General features: G+C 68.9%; 17 protein-coding genes and 1 pseudogene. 11 read left to right on the top strand and 7 right to left on the bottom strand.

Translation table 11 applies throughout. The annotated features are described in order from the left end of the window. Positions 1–218 precede the first annotated feature (218 nt). Positions 219–341: a hypothetical protein gene (locus tag QM624_RS01080; RefSeq protein ID WP_415088230.1), complete on the top strand. Its 123-nt coding sequence runs from the start codon at positions 219–221 to the stop codon at positions 339–341. Here QM624_RS01080 and QM624_RS01075 read toward each other — a convergent pair. Next, entirely contained in the window at positions 338–604 is a 267-nt protein-coding gene (locus QM624_RS01075; RefSeq protein WP_415088229.1) for a hypothetical protein, read from the bottom strand. The two genes, QM624_RS01080 and QM624_RS01075, sit on opposite strands and share 4 nt — an antisense overlap. Before the next feature lie 128 nt (positions 605–732). Then, on the bottom strand, positions 733–2,370 hold the full coding sequence (locus tag QM624_RS01070) for a recombinase family protein (protein ID WP_415088228.1): 1,638 nt from the start codon (positions 2,368–2,370) through the stop codon (positions 733–735). A 39-nt stretch (positions 2,371–2,409) separates the two neighbouring features. Here QM624_RS01070 and QM624_RS01065 point away from each other — a divergent pair. The 7 genes and pseudogenes from QM624_RS01065 to QM624_RS01035 all read left to right on the top strand — a co-directional run. Next, positions 2,410–3,060, top strand: a pseudogene (locus QM624_RS01065) (ATPase, T2SS/T4P/T4SS family); the annotation flags it as partial. Further along, the gene (locus QM624_RS01060; RefSeq protein WP_415088227.1) at positions 3,057–3,911 is read left to right on the top strand and encodes a type II secretion system F family protein; all 855 of its coding nucleotides are present in this window, start codon (positions 3,057–3,059) and stop codon (positions 3,909–3,911) included. The pseudogene QM624_RS01065 and the gene QM624_RS01060, both read left to right, overlap by 4 nt. Beyond that, positions 3,908–4,786, top strand: coding sequence for a hypothetical protein (locus QM624_RS01055; RefSeq protein WP_415088226.1), 879 nt, complete (start codon positions 3,908–3,910; stop codon positions 4,784–4,786). Before QM624_RS01060 ends, QM624_RS01055 begins: the two co-directional genes overlap by 4 nt. Positions 4,787–4,810: 24 nt before the next feature. Further along, positions 4,811–4,993, top strand: coding sequence for a hypothetical protein (locus tag QM624_RS01050; protein WP_415088225.1), 183 nt, complete (start codon positions 4,811–4,813; stop codon positions 4,991–4,993). Next, positions 4,990–5,349: a TadE/TadG family type IV pilus assembly protein gene (locus QM624_RS01045; RefSeq protein ID WP_415088224.1), complete on the top strand. Its 360-nt coding sequence runs from the start codon at positions 4,990–4,992 to the stop codon at positions 5,347–5,349. The genes QM624_RS01050 and QM624_RS01045 overlap by 4 nt, the downstream gene beginning before the upstream one ends. Next, positions 5,346–5,792 carry a TadE/TadG family type IV pilus assembly protein gene (locus QM624_RS01040; protein ID WP_415088223.1) on the top strand — a complete coding sequence of 149 codons (447 nt, stop codon included), beginning with the start codon at positions 5,346–5,348 and terminating at the stop codon, positions 5,790–5,792. The genes QM624_RS01045 and QM624_RS01040 overlap by 4 nt, the downstream gene beginning before the upstream one ends. A gap of 1 nt (position 5,793) precedes the next feature. Continuing rightward, positions 5,794–8,631, top strand: coding sequence for a LysM peptidoglycan-binding domain-containing protein (locus QM624_RS01035; RefSeq protein WP_415088222.1), 2,838 nt, complete (start codon positions 5,794–5,796; stop codon positions 8,629–8,631). Between the two features lie 94 nt (positions 8,632–8,725). Here the strand turns inward: QM624_RS01035 and QM624_RS01030 are convergent, their stop codons facing one another. Together QM624_RS01030 and QM624_RS01025 are read right to left on the bottom strand one after the other, a co-directional pair. Then, positions 8,726–9,697, bottom strand: coding sequence for an endo-beta-N-acetylglucosaminidase H (locus tag QM624_RS01030; RefSeq protein ID WP_415088221.1), 972 nt, complete (start codon positions 9,695–9,697; stop codon positions 8,726–8,728). Positions 9,698–9,856: 159 nt separating this feature from the next. Then, positions 9,857–10,327 carry a methyltransferase family protein gene (locus QM624_RS01025; RefSeq protein WP_415088220.1) on the bottom strand — a complete coding sequence of 157 codons (471 nt, stop codon included), beginning with the start codon at positions 10,325–10,327 and terminating at the stop codon, positions 9,857–9,859. A gap of 92 nt (positions 10,328–10,419) precedes the next feature. Here QM624_RS01025 and pdxH point away from each other — a divergent pair, with 92 nt between their 5' ends. Further along, positions 10,420–11,055, top strand: a complete 636-nt coding sequence (pdxH, locus tag QM624_RS01020) for a pyridoxamine 5'-phosphate oxidase (protein WP_415088219.1) — start codon at positions 10,420–10,422, stop codon at positions 11,053–11,055. A gap of 71 nt (positions 11,056–11,126) precedes the next feature. On the opposite strand, the gene QM624_RS01015 is transcribed toward pdxH, so the two are convergent. The 3 genes from QM624_RS01015 to QM624_RS01005 form a co-directional block, all read right to left on the bottom strand. After that, complete coding sequence (locus QM624_RS01015; protein WP_415088218.1) at positions 11,127–12,005, bottom strand: universal stress protein; 879 nt, start codon at positions 12,003–12,005, stop codon at positions 11,127–11,129. Next, positions 12,002–13,498, bottom strand: a complete 1,497-nt coding sequence (locus QM624_RS01010; protein WP_415088217.1) for an APC family permease — start codon at positions 13,496–13,498, stop codon at positions 12,002–12,004. The genes QM624_RS01015 and QM624_RS01010 overlap by 4 nt, the downstream gene beginning before the upstream one ends. Positions 13,499–13,704: 206 nt before the next feature. Beyond that, a complete protein-coding gene (locus QM624_RS01005) occupies positions 13,705–15,516 on the bottom strand; it encodes an alpha-amylase family glycosyl hydrolase (protein ID WP_415088216.1) in 1,812 nt (603 codons plus the stop codon). 82 nt (positions 15,517–15,598) lie between these two features. Here QM624_RS01005 and QM624_RS01000 point away from each other — a divergent pair, with 82 nt between their 5' ends. Then, the gene (locus tag QM624_RS01000; RefSeq protein ID WP_415088215.1) at positions 15,599–16,258 is read left to right on the top strand and encodes a hypothetical protein; all 660 of its coding nucleotides are present in this window, start codon (positions 15,599–15,601) and stop codon (positions 16,256–16,258) included. Then, the coding region (locus QM624_RS00995; protein WP_415088214.1) for a serine/threonine-protein kinase at positions 16,258–17,146 on the top strand (889 nt) is incomplete at its 3' end. The genes QM624_RS01000 and QM624_RS00995, both read left to right, overlap by 1 nt.

The following is a 17,146-nucleotide window of genomic DNA, read 5'->3' as shown; positions in this document are numbered from 1 at the left end:
ACACTGCGGCACGGTGGGGCACACTGGCTCTCGGGACACCCCTATTCCGGACTTGACTAGGGATAACAGCACCCGCGACCGTGCCCGGCACGGTCGTGCCGCAACGAGTCCGATCGACCGTGCCGCGAAGTCCGGGCACGGTCGTCCCCGCGCGGCACGGTCGTTCCTGCCCGTTTCGACCTACTGTCCAGCTGGAAAGCCCTACGAGAGGACGCCCGATGCCCACCGACTCCGCCAAGCTCGAACAGGCCATCCGCGAGGCGGTGGCCGCCGCGCCGCCCTTAACCGCCGAGCAACGCGCCCGCCTGGCCGCGCTCCTGCGCCCTAAGCCGTCCGGCTAGACCGACCACTCCGGCCGGAACTCGGGGTCGTCGGACCACCGCGACGCCACCTCTCGTTGCGGCCTGCACGGCCACACCTCGCCGCACAGCGTGCAGTACCGCACGTCGCCCGGGTTGTAGTCGGGCGAGTGCCGGTAATACGTCGCCCACACCTCAATGGGTGCCTCGGGCAGGTGCTTCTTGATGAACATCGACAGCCTGACGCCCTCGACGATGTGGGGCGGGTCGGGCTGGTTCCGTGCTCTGCGTGATCGTGTCGCCATCACCGCACGATATAGAACAGGCGTCCGAATACGCCAGGCCCTGGGAGCCCTGATCTCTATCAGCGTCGCGAGGTCGTCCTCTGGCGTCCTTGCAGCCCATTCCGGACACCAGGGGCTCCCCATCGGTTCTAGGCGCCCGCCCAGGACGCCAGCTCGGCGTCGCTCGGCGCTGTGATCTGCCCGTGGGGCAGCCACTCGAACGTCATTCGGGCCAGCCGCGCGGCGGGGCCCTTCTGCCCGATCGGCCCGCGCCGCACGAGCACCCGGTTCAGGGCGTCGCCCAGCACCAGGCGGCGGTCCTCGTCGGTCTCGGCGGCGGCCCAGTCCTCGGCGTAGGTGCGGTCCGCGCCGACCGGAACCCACTGGCGCGTGGCGGGCTGGTGCCGGGCCTCTTCCTGAACAGCCTTGAGGCGCGTCATCTCGGCGATGATTTCGGCGGCCCGGTCGGGGCTGGCGTTAACCACCTCGCGGCCAAGCTCGGTCAGCCGCACCGAGGCCTCCTGCAGCTGCACAGAGCCGCCCTCGACGACCTCTTCGAGCATCTGCAGGTGCGGCACGTCGCCCAACCGGGCCAAGAACTCGGAGACGACGACGGCGTCCGGGGTGGTGATGTTCTGGCCGCAGCTGCGGCAGTTGTAGGCAAGCCGCAGATTCCCCTTGGTGCCGAGGGCCTTGCGCCACATGCGCACCGGCTCGTCGTGCTCGCCGCACCACATCAGTCCCGACAACAGGCCCGAGTGCTTCCGCTTCAACGCGCGCGGCTGCCGCTGCGGGGTGGGCTCGGCGAGCTTGGCCTGCATCGCCCGCCACTGGCCCACCGGCATGACGGCCAGCGTCTCGTCGATTACGGGTAGGCCGTCCTCGTCGCGGACGACCTCGTCGCCGCGCACCTTGCTGCGGGTGCCCGAGCTGTGCACGCTCGGGTTGTGCGGAATCATCCCCGCGAGCAGCGGATGCCGCACCAGGCGGTCCACCGTCAGATAGCGCCACTCGCGGTCGGCGTCGGCGTCGCGCTTGGCCCGGGCGGCCTCCACGGCGTCCCGGAGCGCTCGGTCGGCAGGGTTCGCGTCGGCCTTCTTGATGGCCTCGTCGAGCTTCTTCTGCAGCCAGGGGCGTGCAGGCACGGGCGCGTTGTTCTCGCGGAGCCACTGCATGGTCGAGTACAGCGACTGACCGGCCATGGTGCGGCGCACAATCTCCCGCACCCACTTGATCTCCTCCTCGTCGTGCACGAGCACGTAGCCGGGGCCCTGCGGGTTGGGGACGCTTCGGTAGCCGTACAGCACCGTCCCGCCCGGGTAGCGGCCATGCTTGAGCAGGTGCGCACGGGCGGCGCGCTGCCGGTCGCGCATCGCCGCCGCCTCCATCTGGCCGAACACCGCCAGCATGATGGCGAACGCCTCGCCCTGGGCGGTGGTCATGTCGATGGGGTCTTCCACCGCGACCAGCCCCGCGCCGCGCTCCTTGACGGCCTCGTTCGCGTTGAGGAAGTCCATGACGCGGCGCGCCAGGCGGTCGACCTTCCACACCACCACCGCGTCGAAGCGTGACGGGCTGGCCAGCAGCGCGCGCCAGCCGTCGCGGTCCTCCGGCCGGTTGTGCGTGGCCGAGACGCCCTCGTCGCGGAAGACGCCGACTACCTTCCAGCCGCGCGCCTCGGCGTACTTGGTACCCGCCTCGACCTGTCGCTCAATGGAGACGGACTCCTCGGTGCGCAGGCTGATGCGGACGTACAGGGCGCAGGTGCGCACTCGCTTCGGGCTCATAGTGCCTCCATCTTAAGTGGTGGTTTCCCCCTGGCCGGGCAGGGCGCCGGAAAGACCACGCTGCTGCGGGCGTTGATCGAGGCGATCCCCGAGAACGAGCGGTTCGGCACACTCGAGACCGACTACGAGTTGCTCACCCATCTGCGGCCGAACCGGCGCAACATGCTCGCCCTGCAGGCCAAGGTCGGGCTGGGTGAACATCAGGACGGGCGCCGGCTCGGCGAGTACACGGTGGCCGACCTGATTCCCGAGGCGCTGCGGCAGAACCTGTCCCGGCTGATCGTCGGTGAGGTGCGCGGCTCGGAGGCCGGTGCGATGTTTGAGGCGATGCAGTCCGGGGCGGGAACTTTGAGTACCACCCACTCGCATTCGGCGGCGTCCACGATGGACCGGCTGGCCTCCCGGGTCGCCCAGGGCGGGGTGTTGAGCGTCGACGAGGCCTATCGACAGATCGCGCACCACATCCATCTCCTTGTCTATGTGCGGCTGACCGACGACACCTGGCGTGGCGGACGCCGCACCCGCCTGGTCGCCGAGATCCGGCAGCTCACCGGCGCCATCGAAGCGGGGCGCCCGGTCACCCACCTGGTCTATTCCGCGCCGACCTCCACGTCTGCTGCGGTGTTCCACCCCGAGCCGGCATTCACCGAAGAGCTGGCCGAGTTCGATGAGGCCTGGGATCGGTCATGAGCGCGGTGTCGGCCGGTCTGCTCGGTGCCCTCCTGCTCGGCGGGGTGGTTCTGGTCGTCGCCGGCCTCCGACGCCGCGCGGTGGCACCGGCGAGGCACGGCAAACCGGCAGGTTCGCTGACCGATCGCTTGCTCCCGTTGCTGCGGGCGCATGGGCTGCGACTGGGCATCGGCGTGATCGCCGGCATCGGGTTCGCCGCCGTCACGGGGATGACCGTGATGGTGCTCGTGGTTCCGATCGCGGTGGTCGGCCTGCCGATTCTGCTGAGCGCGCCCCCGAATCGCGACGTCGAGATGCTGGAGGCGCTCGATCGATGGGTGCGTGGCCTGGCCGCGACAATCCCAACCGGACGTTCGATCACCGACGCCATCCGGGTGTCCGCACGCAACGCGCCGGCAGTACTGTCCGGACCGTTGGCTCTGCTGGTCGCCCGGCTCGACGAACGATGGACGGCGCCCGAGGCGCTGCGGGCGATGGCGGACGAGTTGGACTCGGCCGATGCCGACGCGGTGCTGGCCGCGCTCGCCCTGGCCGCCGAACGGGGTGGCACCGGTGCGACCGCCACGCTGCACGCGCTCGCCGATTCCATCCAGGACCGGCTCAAGGCACAACGTGAGATCGAGACCGAGCGGGCCAAACCGCGCATCGTCGTGCGGCAGGTGACGGTGGTCACCGTCGCCGTCCTCGCCGTGGCGCTGCTGTTCGGTCGCGAGTTCTTCGCGCCCTACGGAACGCCGGTCGGGCAGGCCATTCTGTTGTCGCTACTCACGCTGTACGTGGCGTCCCTGCTGATGCTGCGTCGGATGACGATGCCTCGCCGTCGCGACCGGATCCTGAGGAGCCTGCGATGAGCGGGCTGTGGGTCGCGATCGCGTCCGGGGTGTTGCTGGCCGTGGGCCTGTGGGCGCTGGTCGGCTACTTCGTCCCGACCCATCCGCGGCTGGCCGACACCTTGAGCGTGCTGGACGGCCGGGCGGCGGTTCAGCCGTCGGCCCCGGTCGGTGGTCGGGATCGGCTGGGTGCATGGGTGCGCCGTCGTATGCCCGGCCGCATCGACGACCGGATCGGTCGGCAGCTGCAGTTGCGGGGCATCGGCCTCGACCGGTTCTACACCTACAAGGCGCTCGTAGCCATGGCCGGGTTCGCCCTGCCCACGCTGGTCGGCGCGGCCCTGCTGCTCACCACGGGCGATTCGATGGCCCTGCCGCTGGTCGTCGCGGTGCTGCTGGGGGTGGTGGGCTTCTTCCTGCCCGACATCGTGATCGGACGTCGGGCGGTCGCGACCGCCTCCGATGCGACCGAAGCACTGCTGACCTTCATGGATCTGGTGACGTTGGAGCGGCTGGCGAACTCGAGCGCCACGCAGTCGCTGCATGCGGCGGCCGCGGTGTCGGATCAGGCCGTGTTCGTGGCCATCAGAGATTCGCTGCAGCGCTCCAGGCTGGAGCAGCGGGCGCCGTTCACCGAACTGAAACGGCTGGGCGAGCAGCTCGAGTTGCCGGCGTTGTGTGACGTCGCCGACGTGATGAAGCTCGACGACTCCGGCGCCTCACTCTCGGATGCGTTGCGGGCGCGGGTCAAGGAGTTGCGCGACGCGCATCTGACCAAGGCGAAGGTCGAAGCCTCCGCCGTCTCTGAGCGGATGACCTTCCTGATGGTCATTCCCAGCCTGATCTTCGGGCTGCTGTTCCTGATTCCACCCCTGCTCAGGTTGCTGAGCACATGACTTCCACCATGAAGGAGTACCACCATGTCCATCCTGCACACCCTGATCGGGTTCCTGCTCAGCCCGCCGCGCCGCGACGAGAAGGGGCTGTCCCAGTCCACCGAGAACGCCTTGCTGCTGGCCGGAGCTGTTGCGGTGGCTATGACGATCGTCGGGGTGGTGACGTTCTTCATCAACGACAAGCTGGGTCCGCTGAAGCAGCCGTGAGCGAGCGCGGGGTCGCGGAGTCCACCCAGTGGGCGCTGCTGATCCCCGTGCTGATGCTGGTGGTGCTCGGCACCATCCAGGCCGGAGTCTGGCTGCACGGACGCAACGTGGCGTCCCAGGCGGCCTCCGCGGTGGCCGCGCAGGTCGCCTGGGGGCGCGGTTCCGACGCCGAGGCGTCCGCGATGGGACGCCGGATCGGCGCGGCCGGCGGGCTGACCGGGGTCGACGTCCGGGTGGAGCGGCAGGCACGCATCGTCCGAGTGGTGGTGACCGCACACGCGCCGCTGATCTTCGATCTCGGTCTGGGCAACGTCACCGAGCATGCCGTGATGCCGTTGGAACGGACCGAGCCATGATGCCCGACCGAGCCACCACAAGCGGGAATGCGGAACGAGGCGCCGCAGCCCTGGAGTTCGCGCTGATCGTGCCCGCACTGGGACTGCTGCTCTCGATGATGATCGGTTCCGCCCGGATCTGGCAGGCGCACACGGTCGTCGAGCAGATCGCCGGGACGGCCTCTCGGGCCGCCTCGATGGCGCGGACGCCGTCCGAGGCGCGGGCGGCGGCTGACGACATCGCGCGGTCCCAGGCCGCCACCCGTGGATTGTCCTGTTCATCGCTGCGGGTCGACACCGATCTGAGCGGCTTCCAGATCCCGGTCGGGCAGCCGGCCAGGGTGAGCAGCCAAGTCGCCTGCACCGTGCCGTTGTCCGACCTGATCGTTCCCGGCTGGCCGGGTAGCTGGACGGTGAGCGCCGAGGCCGACTCGGTGCTGGATCGCTATCGAAGGAGAGGCTGAAATGACTCGCTTGCGCGCCGTGGCCGCCGCGTTGTCACTGTTGGCGATCGTCGGCGGCGTGCCGGTGGCCCTGTGGCTGTGGGGGGTGTCGCCGCTCCGCCTCGCGGATCTGGCCCGCCCCGACGACGGGTCCGCGGTGCTGGCCGGTCTGACCGTGGCCGGCTGGCTGGCCTGGGCGGCCTTCACGCTCTCGGCGGTGGCTGAAGCCGTCAATCTCATCGGGCGCCGGAGGTCGCCGCTTCACATCCCGCTGCTGGGCGGCTTCCAGTCACTGGCCGGAGCCCTGGTGGTCGCGGTGCTGTCGGGCACCGCCGCGCCGGCGATGGCTGCCGTCCCTGCCCCGCAGCCGACCGGTACGACAGCGGCGGTGGGGCTGCCTGCCGATGAAGAGGACGACTCGAAGCACGTCGTCGACGACGCGACGAGCTACCGGGTGCGTCCCGGCGACGATCTGTGGAGCGTGGCCGAACAGCTGCTGGGCCAGGGCAGCCGATGGCGGCTGCTGGCCGACGCGAACCCCGAGTTGCTGGCGAACCCGACCGTCGACCTGACCCCGGGCGTCCGGTTGGTGGTGCCCGAGCTGCCGGACGAGCCGGACGCCACGGCACCGGAAACCGGCGCACGCCGGGCGCTCGCGAAGCCCGAACAGCGGCGAGCGGCGTCCCCGCTGACGGTCGTGGTGAAGCGCGGCGACACGTTGAGCGAGCTCGCCGAGGAGCATCTGGGAGCCGCCGCCAAATGGCCGCGGATCTTCCGGGCCAACAAGGATCGGATCAAGGATCCGGACGTGATCGACGTCGGCTGGCAACTGGTGATTCCGGCCCAGGCGGCCGCAGCGCCCGAACCCGGCCGGCATCGTCCGGTACGAAAGCAGAACCGCCTCCCACAAGGCCAATCGGTTCCACAGACGCAGCAGCCCGGCGAGCCCACAGCGCCCGCGCCGGAGACGCAACCAGCTCCTGATGGCGTACCCCAGACCTCAGCGGCCACCGCGTCCGGTTCCGGCTGGTCGCTCGTCGGCGGGCTGTCCGGTGCGGCGGCGGCGATGATTCTCGTCGGATTGGGCCTGAACCGGCTCGATCAGCTGCGGGCGCGTCCGCTGGGCCGGCGGATCAACCATCCGCCGGTGGATCTGCGACGCTACGAGACAGCGCTGGGCCGACGTGAACGACCGGACACGACAGCCCTGCTGGAGACGGCACTGCGCGCACTCGGAGCCCGGGCCCACGACGCCGGCCGGCCGTTGCCACGACTCGCGGTGGCCCGCATCGACGGGGCCGGGGTGAGTTTCGAGTGGGAGACCGAGCCGGCCTTCGATCCGCCGGACGGCTTCCGCCGCGTGGCGGGTTGCTGGCGGCTGACCAACGCCGCCGCCGACAAGCTGCCCGCTTCGGCGCACCCGGTGCCCTTCCCCGCGCTGATCACGGTCGGCCGGGACTCCGATGGCAATTGGCTGATGATCGACCTGGAAGCGCGGTCGCCACTGGCGCTGGACGGGCCACGGAACCTGCGACACGCGGCGGCCGCCGCGATGGCGGTGGAGCTGTCCTGTTCACCGTGGGCCTCGGAACTCAGCCTGACGGTAATCGGAGGCGACGAGATGTTCGTCCGGGCAGCCTGCCCCGAGCTGGTCCGGTTCTATGCCGAAGCCGAGGAGGCTCTCGACGGCCTGGCGGCCTTGGTCGCGGAGCGGGCCGCCGACGACTCGCCGACCGCGCTGCTGCGCGTCGATCCGGAACGGGCCGAGGCCGGTGCCGCGCAGATCGTCATCGTCGCCGATGAGCCGAGCGAAGTCGTGCGGGCCCGTCTCGACGAGATCGTCGGCGATGCCGATCTGGGGGTGGCCGGCGTGGTCGCCGGAACGGGCGGATCGGCGCTGGTGCTGACCGGTAGCGACGATGAGCCCGGCGCCCGGCTCGACCCGGAGCGCTGCGAGCTTCGCCCGCACCTGATCCCGGCGCACACCCGGGCGGCGATCGGCACGATCTTCGCGGCCACCGAGCAGCCAGCCGGGAAAGCGCCCTGGTGGTCGGAGGCGGACAACGTCCGAGCCCTGGTGCCGCGACGGGAATCCGTCCGGATCGGCGAGGCAGCGCCCGAGCTGATCGAACATCCCTATCTGAAGCTGATCGGGCCGATCGAACTGCTGGGTGCAGCAGGAGAAGCACCCGCGCGTTCCCGCCGGCAGTGCGAGGAATACTGCGCGTGGCTGCTGGAGAACCCGCGGAGTACCGCGACCCGGATGACCAACGAACTCGTGGTGGCCGAGAGCACCCGGCGGTCGAATATGTCGCGACTGCGTTCCTGGCTTGGTTCGGACGCCACAGGTGCCGCCTACCTGCCCGAGGCCTACTCCGGACGCATCGAACTGCATCCCGGCGTCGAGTCGGACTGGCAGCGGGTGCAGGTGCTGACCGCGCCCGGCCTGAACCGGCTGGGCCCGGAGGTGCTGGTCAACGTGCTGGAGTACGTCCGTGGCGCGCCGCTGGCCGACGCCGCACCGGGGCAATGGCGTTGGGCGGAGGAGTTGCGCACCGATATGGCGTCGCTGCTGCGGGACGCCGGCGTGCTGCTCACCCGATGGGCGCTGGAACACAGCGATCTGGACGTCGCCCGCTGGGCTGCCGGACGGGCGCTGTTGGTCGCACCCGAGGACGAGTTGCTGCTGGTCGAGCGGATCAACACCGAGGTGTTGGCCGGCAACACCGTCGAGGTGCAACGTCTGGTGCGCTGGGTGACCGGGCAGGCCCGCGCACTCGGCGTCGACCTGGCTCCCGAAACGGTGAATGCCTGCCAACGGGCGATGGAGGGCCGGACGAGGCCCCGCGCCGCCCGCTGATCCGCTGGTCGAGCTTGACGCTCTGGTTGAGCTTGTCGCTTGGGTTGAGCTTGTCGAAACCCCCGGGTCGCGACAAGCTCAACCAACGAAACGGCTAGCGCTGGGGTCGGTAGACCGTGCTCTTGCCCTTCAGCGCCCGGGTGATGCCGGACAGGTACGCCGAATGGTCCTGATCGGTCAGGTTGTAGGTGACGTAAACGCCGAACCGCTCCCGCACGGTGCGTTGCGCCATCTCCACGGCCAGCGCGTTGTCGGTGGTGGTCAGGTCGACCGCGGCCGCGCCCAGCTGCCGCTGCTTCAGGCCCGGAATCTGCGGCGGCTGCCACGAGCCGTAGTACGGGTTGTAGGCGTAGTCGAGCAGCCAGCCCGCCTTGAAGCCGCGGTAGACCGTCCGCTCGCCCGAGGGGCCGATGTTGTAGAAGGTGATCAGCTTGTCCTTGCCGAGCCGGTGCCGCAGCGCCTTGATGAAATAGACGAACGAGTAGTCGTTGGGCTGGCCGGTGCCGTTGACGCCGTACTCCGACCATTCGTCGTCGAGGTCGATGCCGTCCAGGCGGTACTTCTTCACCGCTGCGGCGAGCTCGGCGGCGAAGGCGTCCGCGGCCTGGTAGGTGGGGAAGTTCGCGAAGCCCGCACCCTGGTGGTTGCCCAGGATCGACAGCAGCACCTTGGTGCCCTTGGCCTGCACCGGCCGGATCTGCGTCTTGGCGTTCTCCAACGTTTCGGTGACCCGCTCATTGAGATGCAGGTACGCCTTCTTCTTGTCGACGTCGTAGTTGATGTTGGCCGCGAAGATCATGGCCATGTCGAACGCCGGGCGCTTGCTGTTCTTCAGCGAATAGTCGGCGACGTTGCGGAAGTCGTAGTTGTTGACCTCGACGTACACCACCGTCTTCGGGTCGGCGTGGCGATGGCCGTGGTGGCCGCCGCGATGATGACCGCCGCCGCCTCCCGCGGCGGCTGGTTGGGCGGCGAGGCCGGCGACCATCAACGCGCCGGCCGCGGTGACGGCGGCGGCCCTGGTGAGCGTGCGGGTGAGCCGTCCGATGCGGCTTGGATAGGACATGAGTGACCCTCTCCGTTGGGGGATACGAGTTGGCCGACCGAAATGGGGGTGCGGTCCCGAGCACTATAACGATTGAGTGAGCAGAGCGGAAGAGGTCCGGGGTCGCGGCAAGCTCGACCAACGGAGTCGGGATCCCGACCAACTCGGCCGGCGATGGGCCTAGAACCAGCGCGGCACCCGAGCCCGGTACGCCTCGTAGTCCGCACCGAACAGCCGGGTCAGGGCGTGCTCCTCGGCGGTGATCTGCGGTTGCAGGGTGAGCACCAGCCCGGGCAGCGCGACCAGGGTGCGCAGCCGTCCCTGCCAGATTGCGTGGGCGAGCAGGACGAGCATGATCGCGCAGTACATCGGGTTGCGGGTGTAGGCATAGAGGCCGTCGGTGACCAGCGTCGTCGCATCGTCGGGGTGGTGCGGCTTCATGGTGGTGCCCACCCGGCCGAAGCGGCGCAGTGCCGCGACGCTGAGAGTCAGCGCCGCCGCTCCGACCGTGGCGGCGAGGAACGTCTGACCGGGGAACCGGCGGCGTCCACCGGCCTGGGCGGTCAATCCGGCTTGAGCGCCCAGCCACAGCAACTCCCACACCGGCGGAATGATCCGCGGGACGGCCGGCCCGTCGTCTGCGTTGTCCATCGCCGCCTCCTCCGAGTTGACCTGCGAATGGCCCTAGCATCCGCCTCGCGGTGAGCCCCGGCAAGACCTCGCGGCGGTCGTAGGCTCGGGGCATGGATCCCTCCGCGATGCGGGTCAGCTATCAGCGCGACAGCCTGGACGAGGCCCGCGCCGCCGACCAACCGCTGGCACAGTTCACCGCCTGGTTCGACGAGGCGGTCGCCGCCGGAGTCACCGAACCCAATGCGATGACGCTGGCCACGGTCGGGCCCGACGGGCGGCCGTCCACCAGGATCGTGCTGATGAAGGGCTTCGACGCCCACGGCGTGGTGTTCTACACCAACTACCGCTCACGCAAGGCGCGCGAGTTGGAGGCGCACCCGTTCGTCGCGCTGCAGTTCCACTGGGTCGAGTTGGAGCGGGTGGTGCGTATCGAGGGTCGCGTCGAGCGGACCACCCCGGCCGAATCGGACGCCTACTTCGCCAGCCGTCCGGTCGGTTCCCGGGTCGGCGCCTGGGCCTCACCGCAGAGCGAGGTGATCGCGAACCGGGAGGTCCTGGTGAGCAACGCCGACGCGGCGTCCGCCCGCTACGGGGAGAATCCGCCGCGACCCGAGCACTGGGGCGGCTACCGGGTGCTGCCCGAGGTTTGGGAGTTCTGGCAGGGCCGGACGTCGCGGCTGCACGACCGGCTGCGCTACCGACTGGCCCCGAACGGCGACTGGGTCAGGGAGCGCTTGGCTCCCTGACCCAGGGCATGTGTTTAGGGCCTCGACAAGCTCGACCGACGAAGGTCTCGACAGGCTCGACCGGCGGTTTATCAGGGAACGACGATCACCGGCACCGGGGAGTTCCGGACGATCTTCGCGCCACCAGAGCCGAGGAACACGTTGGCCAGCTTGTGGGTGCGGGACGACCCGACCACCAGTACGTCACCCTCGGTCCAGTCGACACCGGCCAGGGCGTCGGCCCAGGTGGTGCCGCGGGCCAGGTCGACACTCGCGTTGACCCCGTCGTGCTTGTACAGGTGCTCGAGCGCCTCGACCTGCGCGCCCTTGACCTGCTCGACCAGCTTGGCGAAGACCAGGTCCTCGTCGTTGCGGACGGCGGAGGTGACCATCGTCCGATGCTTCAGCGCAACGGTCAGCAGCCGCAGCTCGGCACCGACGCGCTTGCAGATGTCGGCCACGTCGTCGAGCAGCTTCCAGGTGACATCGTCATCGCGGAAGGCCAGCGTGACCCGGTTGATCTTCGATCCTGCCGGGGGACGGTAGCCACGCGGGGCGAGTGCCACCGGCACCGGCGAGGAGTGCAGCAGCCGGTCGGTCTTCGAGCTGACCGCGATCCGGCCCTCGACGCCGTCGGTGCCGGAGCCGACCACGATCAGGGTCGCCTCGAGTTCCTCGGCCTGCTCCATGATGGCTGCGGGCACCGATCGACCGGTGACCCAGGTCGCTTCGGCGGTGATGCCCGGCTCATCGGCCAGCAGCTTCAGCGCTTCACTGGCGCTCGCCTCGCCTTCCTCGGCGGCCCAGGTTTCGAACTCGCCGTCGGTGGCGCTGCCGGCTGAGGTCTCCCAACCGCGCGGCACCACGGTGAGCGCATGGACCGTGTCCGCCTCCGACCGGGCGAACTGACAGGCCAGGGCCAGGGCGCCCGAGTCGTCGGTCGGTGGTCGGTAGCTGACCAGATATGTCATTCCTTGTCGTCCTTACCCTTTGGCTCGGCAATCTCTTCCAGGGACTTGTAAGTGTTCAGTGTCGCGTGGGTGCGTCCGTAGAACCAGTAGTAGGCCCACACGATGACCATCCAGCAACCGAAGATCAGCCAGGTGAGGGGAGCCAGGCCGGACAGCACGTACACACAGGCGACGACGGTCAGGATCGGGATCACCGGGTAGAGCGGCACCTTGAACGGACGCTCCAGGTCGGGGTGGGTCCGCCGCAGCACCATGATCGAGATGGCGACCACCGTGAAGGCCATCAGGGTGCCGATGGAGACGGTGTCCCACAGGTACTCGGCCGGCACGAAACCGGAGATGATCGCGACCAGGACCGACACGAAGATGGTGTTGTAGGTCGGCGTCATGGTCTTCTGGTTGACCGTGAGGAACTTCTTCGGGATCAGACCGTCGCGGCCGACCGCGAACAGGATGCGGGTCTGGCCGTAGAGGGTGACCAGGGTCACCGAGAAGATCGAGATGACGGCGCCGGCGGCCAGCACCGTCGACCAGATCTGGTTGCCGGTGACGTCGGCCAGGATCTTGGCCAGGCCGGCCTCGCCGGCGGCCTCGGTGGAGAAGAACTCGACCGGCTTGGCGGCGATTCCCGCAGCGGCGACCAGGATGTAGATGGTGGTCACGATGACCAGCGCCCCGATGATCGCCCGGGGCAGCGCCTTCTGCGGGTTCTTCACCTCCTCACCGGCGGTCGCTACTGCATCCAATCCGATGAATGAGAAGAAGATTGTGCCGGCCGCGCCGCTGATCCCGGCGGCCTGGGCGAAGAAGTTGTTGAAGTGGTCGGCCTGGAAGGCGCTGAAGCCGATCACCGTGAACAGCAGCAGCACGCCGAGCTTGATCATCACCATGATCGCGTTGACTGTCGCCGACTCGGACGCGCCACGCAGCAGCAGCACCATGCACAGCAGGATCAGGATCATCGCCGGCAGGTTGATTCCGCCACCGGTGGCGATGAAGCTGCCGGGGTTGTCGGGATCGGGGATGGGCACGAACGAGAGTGACAGGAACTTCGGAATCGTGAAGCCGAACAGGTTGTGCAGCAGTTCGTTGAAGTAACCGCTCCAGCCGACCGCCACGGCCGACACCGCGACGCCGTACTCAAGCAGCACACAGCCGGCGATCAGCACCGCCGCACCCTCACCGAGCGCGTGGTAGGTGTAGGAGTACGTCGAGCCGCTGACCGGGATCGCGGACGCCATCTCGGCGTAGCACAGCGCCGACAGGCCCGCGGCCGCGGCAGCGATGACGAACGAGATGAGGACGGCGGCGCCGGCCTTCGGGATCGCCTCGCTGAGCACGAAAAAGACGCCGGTACCGACGGTGGCACCGACGCCGAACATCATCAACTGGAACGTGCCCATGTTGCGGGCGAGCTCTTCGCCCTTGTGGTGCATGTGTTGAAAAACGATCGGCTTCCGGCGCCGAAGTTGCTCGCCGATGGGCACACTCATCTTGTCTCCCGAAATAAATTTTGTCCGACAGGGACGTGGGGACAAGCTAGCGGCTGTCACCCCCGCTGGGAACCACTTGGGCGGGTTTCTCTCATCACTACGATGTTACGATTTCTCGCCTTCGTGTGGTTCTACGGCCAAAATGATGGTGAATTCAGGTGTTTGCAGGCTCAACCATCGGTAGAGCGTGTGAGTGGCGGTGACGGCTAGTCACGGCTGTAGACCAGCAGGCTGTACGGCGCGATGGCCAGCGCGGCGTGGGCCGGCATGCCGTCGTAGTCGCCGGCGACCGCCTCCAGATCGAAGGAATCGAAGTCGCCGAAATCGTCGGAGTAGATCGTCGCGTCGCTGTTGAACCGCAGCCGCCACAGTCCCGGCGCAGGCATGCCGATTGTGTAGTTCCCCCGCGGCTGCGAGTCGAGATTGACCACCACGACCACGTCGTCGTGAGCGCCGTGGTCCCACCAGCGCTGGAACGCGATCATGTTGTTGTCGTCGTGGGCATGGATGATCCGTAGCCCCGACCCCATCAGGCCCTTGGTGGTGCCGGCCAGGTTGCGGCGCAGCGCGATCAGGTCGCGGTACATCCGGACGATGCCGTGGTACTCGGTGTCGAGGCTCCAGTCCAGGCCGACGTCGTCGCGGAACCACCCGCCCTGCAGGAACTCCTGGCCCTGGAAGATCATCGGAATGCCCGGTGCGGTGAACACCAGCCCGGCGCCCAGCGTCGACCGCTTCTGCGCCCAGTAGCCCTCCGGGTCGTCGGGATCGATCTCCTGCGGGACGCGGGCCCGGCCGTTGGCCACCTCGTCGTGCGACTCGGTGTAGATCACCCGCGCGTAGGTGTCGCCGTAGTTGTTGGCGATGGCGTCGGTCACCGCCGGAACCGACCGGTAGGCGTCGTCGGCGACGATGATCGCCTCCCGCACCGGATGCACGAAATCGGCCTCCCACTGGGCGTGATAGGCCGCGCCGTCGGGTCCGGTGCTGGTCACCGCGGGATCGCGGTGCAGGTCTTCGGCGATGGTGATCGTGTCGGGGAACTCCTGCCGGACGGCGCGGTTGATCCAGCTCTGCAGGCTCCAGCCGTCGGGCAGGTCGAAGTCGGCATCGGCGTCGACCGAACGCATGTAGGGGGTCATGTCGAACCGCAGGCCGTCGACGTGGTAATCGCGCAACCACATGAACGCGTTGTCGCGGATGAACTGACGCACCTCGCCCCGGCCGTAGTCGGGACGGGTGTCGCCCCAGGGCGTGTTGGAGCGCCAGTCGTTGTAGAAGTAGATGCCGCCCTTGCCGTTCTCGGACCAGCCGTCGAACTGCCACAGGTCGAGGTCGGACGGCCCGAAGTGGTTGTAGACGACGTCCATGATCACCGCGAGACCGGCCCTGTGCGCCTCTCGGATCAGGGTCTTCAAGGCGTCCGGCCCGCCGTAGGAGCTCTCCACGGCGAAGATGTGCGCCGGGTTGTAGCCCCAGGAGAAGTCGCCGGCGAACTCCGCCGACGGCATCAACTGCAGAGCGCTGACCCCGAGCCGCCGGAAGTGGTCGAGGTTGGCCCGGACCTCGTCGAATTTGCCGACCTGCCCGGGTTCTGCGGGGGCGAACGAGCCGACGTGCAACTCGTAGATCACCAGGTCGTTGTGCGGCGGGCAGACGAACGAGTCGCCCTGCCAGTCGAACGCGGCGTGGTCGTAGACCACCCCGTTGCCGACCGAGTTGGTGACCTGGAACGCGTACGGGTCGATCCGGTGCAGCTCCTGGTGGGCATTGACGATCCGGTACTTGAAGTTGGCGCCCGGACGGACACCCGGCACGAAGGTGTACCAGTAGCCGTTGGCTTCCGAGACCAGCGGGTCAGCGGCGTCCGACCAATCGTTGAAGTCGCCGAGCACCGCGACGGAATCGGCATGCGGCGCCCAGACCCGGAAGCCGACCCCGTCGGCGGTGACGATCGCACCCATCCCTGCCAAGGGCTCAGACGGTGGAGTGCTGCTGGCGGGTGCGGAGGCGTCCATGGCAGACAACGTACCGGTGAGGGCCGACAGTCTCGGCGAGGCCGCAAAGACGCCTGGTGCGCCGCCACCTATCTTTGGAGGCATGGCCTTTCTGTTGCGCGCGTTGAGTGTGGCCGGCGCCGCCGTCGTACTGACCGCCTGCGCCACCACCCCGCCGCCCGCCGTGACCGTCGCGCCGTCGGCCGGCCCGGCCAGCACCGAGACCGCGACACCCACCCCGTCCGGCTCGGCCTCGCCGGTGCCCAGCACCGATGCGTCGGTTCCCGCCGACTCGGTGGTGCTCGGGCCGAAGGGCGTCTCCGGCACCGACTTCGGTGCCGCCGAGGCACAGGTGGTGGCGCTGCTCACCGACAAGGCGGGCAAGGCCGACGAGTCCTACACCGGGCCGGTATGCGAACTCGACGACGCCACCCCCTACGGTCGGCAGCTGCAGTACGGCCAGACCATGTTCCTGTTCCAGAGCAAAGCCAAGGGCAGCAAAGCCTCGCCGCGCACCTTCACCGGGTGGTCCAGCGATCTGGATGCCCCGCTGAACAAATCGCTGAAGCTCGCCGACGGCTACCCGGCCAACCCGAGCTTCGCCGCGCTCAAGACCGCCTTCCCGGCCGGGAAGCAGAGCACCATCCACCTGGGCGACTCGTCGGTGCACGTGTTCCGTACGCCCGAGGGCATCTGGTACCGCGGCGCCACCAAGAAGGCCCCGGACACCGTGGGCGCCGGGCCGATGGGCACCTGCGAATAGTGACGGGGCAACTGCTGGCGGGGCGCTACCGCCTGGAGAACGAAATCGGTGCCGGAGGCATGGGACGGGTGTGGCGCGCCCGCGACGTCCGGCTCGACCGTGAGGTGGCGGTCAAGACCGTCGACCTGGCGCGGGTCAGCGACCCCTCCATCGCCGGCCGCTTCCAACGCGAGATCGTGCTCACCGCGAAGCTGACCAGCCCGCACACCGTCACCGTGTTCGACGGCGGCGTCGACGGCGGCACCGCCTACCTGGTGATGGAACTGCTGCACGGCGAATCGCTGGCCGACACCATCGCCCGCAGCGGGCCGCTGAGCCTGGCCCAAACCCTGGATGTGGCCCGGCAGGTCACCCTCGGACTGTCCGCCGCGCACGCGATCGGCCTGGTGCATCGCGACATCAAGCCGGCCAACGTGATGCGCAGCGGCGGACGGGTGAAACTGCTCGACTTCGGCATCGCCCAGCTCACCGGACAGGCCGACCCGCACCTGACCGCACCGTCGATGACCATCGGCACCGCCGCCTACATGTCGCCCGAGCAGGCCTCGGGTCGTCCGGTCGATGCCTCCACCGACCTGTACGCGCTGGGCTGCCTGATCATGACCATGATGACCGGACGGCCGCCGTTCGACGGCGACCAGGCCGTCATGGTGGCGTCCAGCCAGATCAACGAGGTGCCGCCCCGGCTGCTGAGCCGGCGTCCCGACGCACCGCAGGCCCTGGACGCCCTGGTCGGACGGCTGCTGGCCAAGAACCCGGCCGAGCGCCCCGACACCGAGGCGGTATTGCGGGCACTGGACCAGATCGCCGCCGACCCCAACGCCCGGACGGCGCCGCTGCCGATGCCGCCGATGGCGCCGCCGACGACCGCATCGGTGCCGCGACCGG

The sequence above is a fragment of the Micropruina sp. genome, from assembly GCF_047606365.1.
Taxonomy (GTDB): domain Bacteria; phylum Actinomycetota; class Actinomycetes; order Propionibacteriales; family Propionibacteriaceae; genus Micropruina.
This window is presented reverse-complemented; position numbering and strand designations above follow the sequence as displayed.

Excerpts from the sequence above, each read along its gene's own strand:
- QM624_RS01080 (WP_415088230.1), top strand. The coding sequence starts at position 219 with ATGCCCACCGACTCCGCCAAGCTCGAACAGGCCATCCGCGAGGCGGTG.
- QM624_RS01075 (WP_415088229.1), bottom strand. The coding sequence starts at position 604 with ATGGCGACACGATCACGCAGAGCACGGAACCAGCCCGACCCGCCCCAC.
- QM624_RS01070 (WP_415088228.1), bottom strand. The coding sequence starts at position 2,370 with ATGAGCCCGAAGCGAGTGCGCACCTGCGCCCTGTACGTCCGCATCAGC.
- QM624_RS01060 (WP_415088227.1), top strand. The coding sequence starts at position 3,057 with ATGAGCGCGGTGTCGGCCGGTCTGCTCGGTGCCCTCCTGCTCGGCGGG.
- QM624_RS01055 (WP_415088226.1), top strand. The coding sequence starts at position 3,908 with ATGAGCGGGCTGTGGGTCGCGATCGCGTCCGGGGTGTTGCTGGCCGTG.
- QM624_RS01050 (WP_415088225.1), top strand. The coding sequence starts at position 4,811 with ATGTCCATCCTGCACACCCTGATCGGGTTCCTGCTCAGCCCGCCGCGC.
- QM624_RS01040 (WP_415088223.1), top strand. The coding sequence starts at position 5,346 with ATGATGCCCGACCGAGCCACCACAAGCGGGAATGCGGAACGAGGCGCC.
- QM624_RS01035 (WP_415088222.1), top strand. The coding sequence starts at position 5,794 with ATGACTCGCTTGCGCGCCGTGGCCGCCGCGTTGTCACTGTTGGCGATC.
- QM624_RS01030 (WP_415088221.1), bottom strand. The coding sequence starts at position 9,697 with ATGTCCTATCCAAGCCGCATCGGACGGCTCACCCGCACGCTCACCAGG.
- QM624_RS01025 (WP_415088220.1), bottom strand. The coding sequence starts at position 10,327 with ATGGACAACGCAGACGACGGGCCGGCCGTCCCGCGGATCATTCCGCCG.
- pdxH (WP_415088219.1), top strand. The coding sequence starts at position 10,420 with ATGGATCCCTCCGCGATGCGGGTCAGCTATCAGCGCGACAGCCTGGAC.
- QM624_RS01015 (WP_415088218.1), bottom strand. The coding sequence starts at position 12,005 with ATGACATATCTGGTCAGCTACCGACCACCGACCGACGACTCGGGCGCC.
- QM624_RS01010 (WP_415088217.1), bottom strand. The coding sequence starts at position 13,498 with ATGAGTGTGCCCATCGGCGAGCAACTTCGGCGCCGGAAGCCGATCGTT.
- QM624_RS01005 (WP_415088216.1), bottom strand. The coding sequence starts at position 15,516 with ATGGACGCCTCCGCACCCGCCAGCAGCACTCCACCGTCTGAGCCCTTG.
- QM624_RS01000 (WP_415088215.1), top strand. The coding sequence starts at position 15,599 with ATGGCCTTTCTGTTGCGCGCGTTGAGTGTGGCCGGCGCCGCCGTCGTA.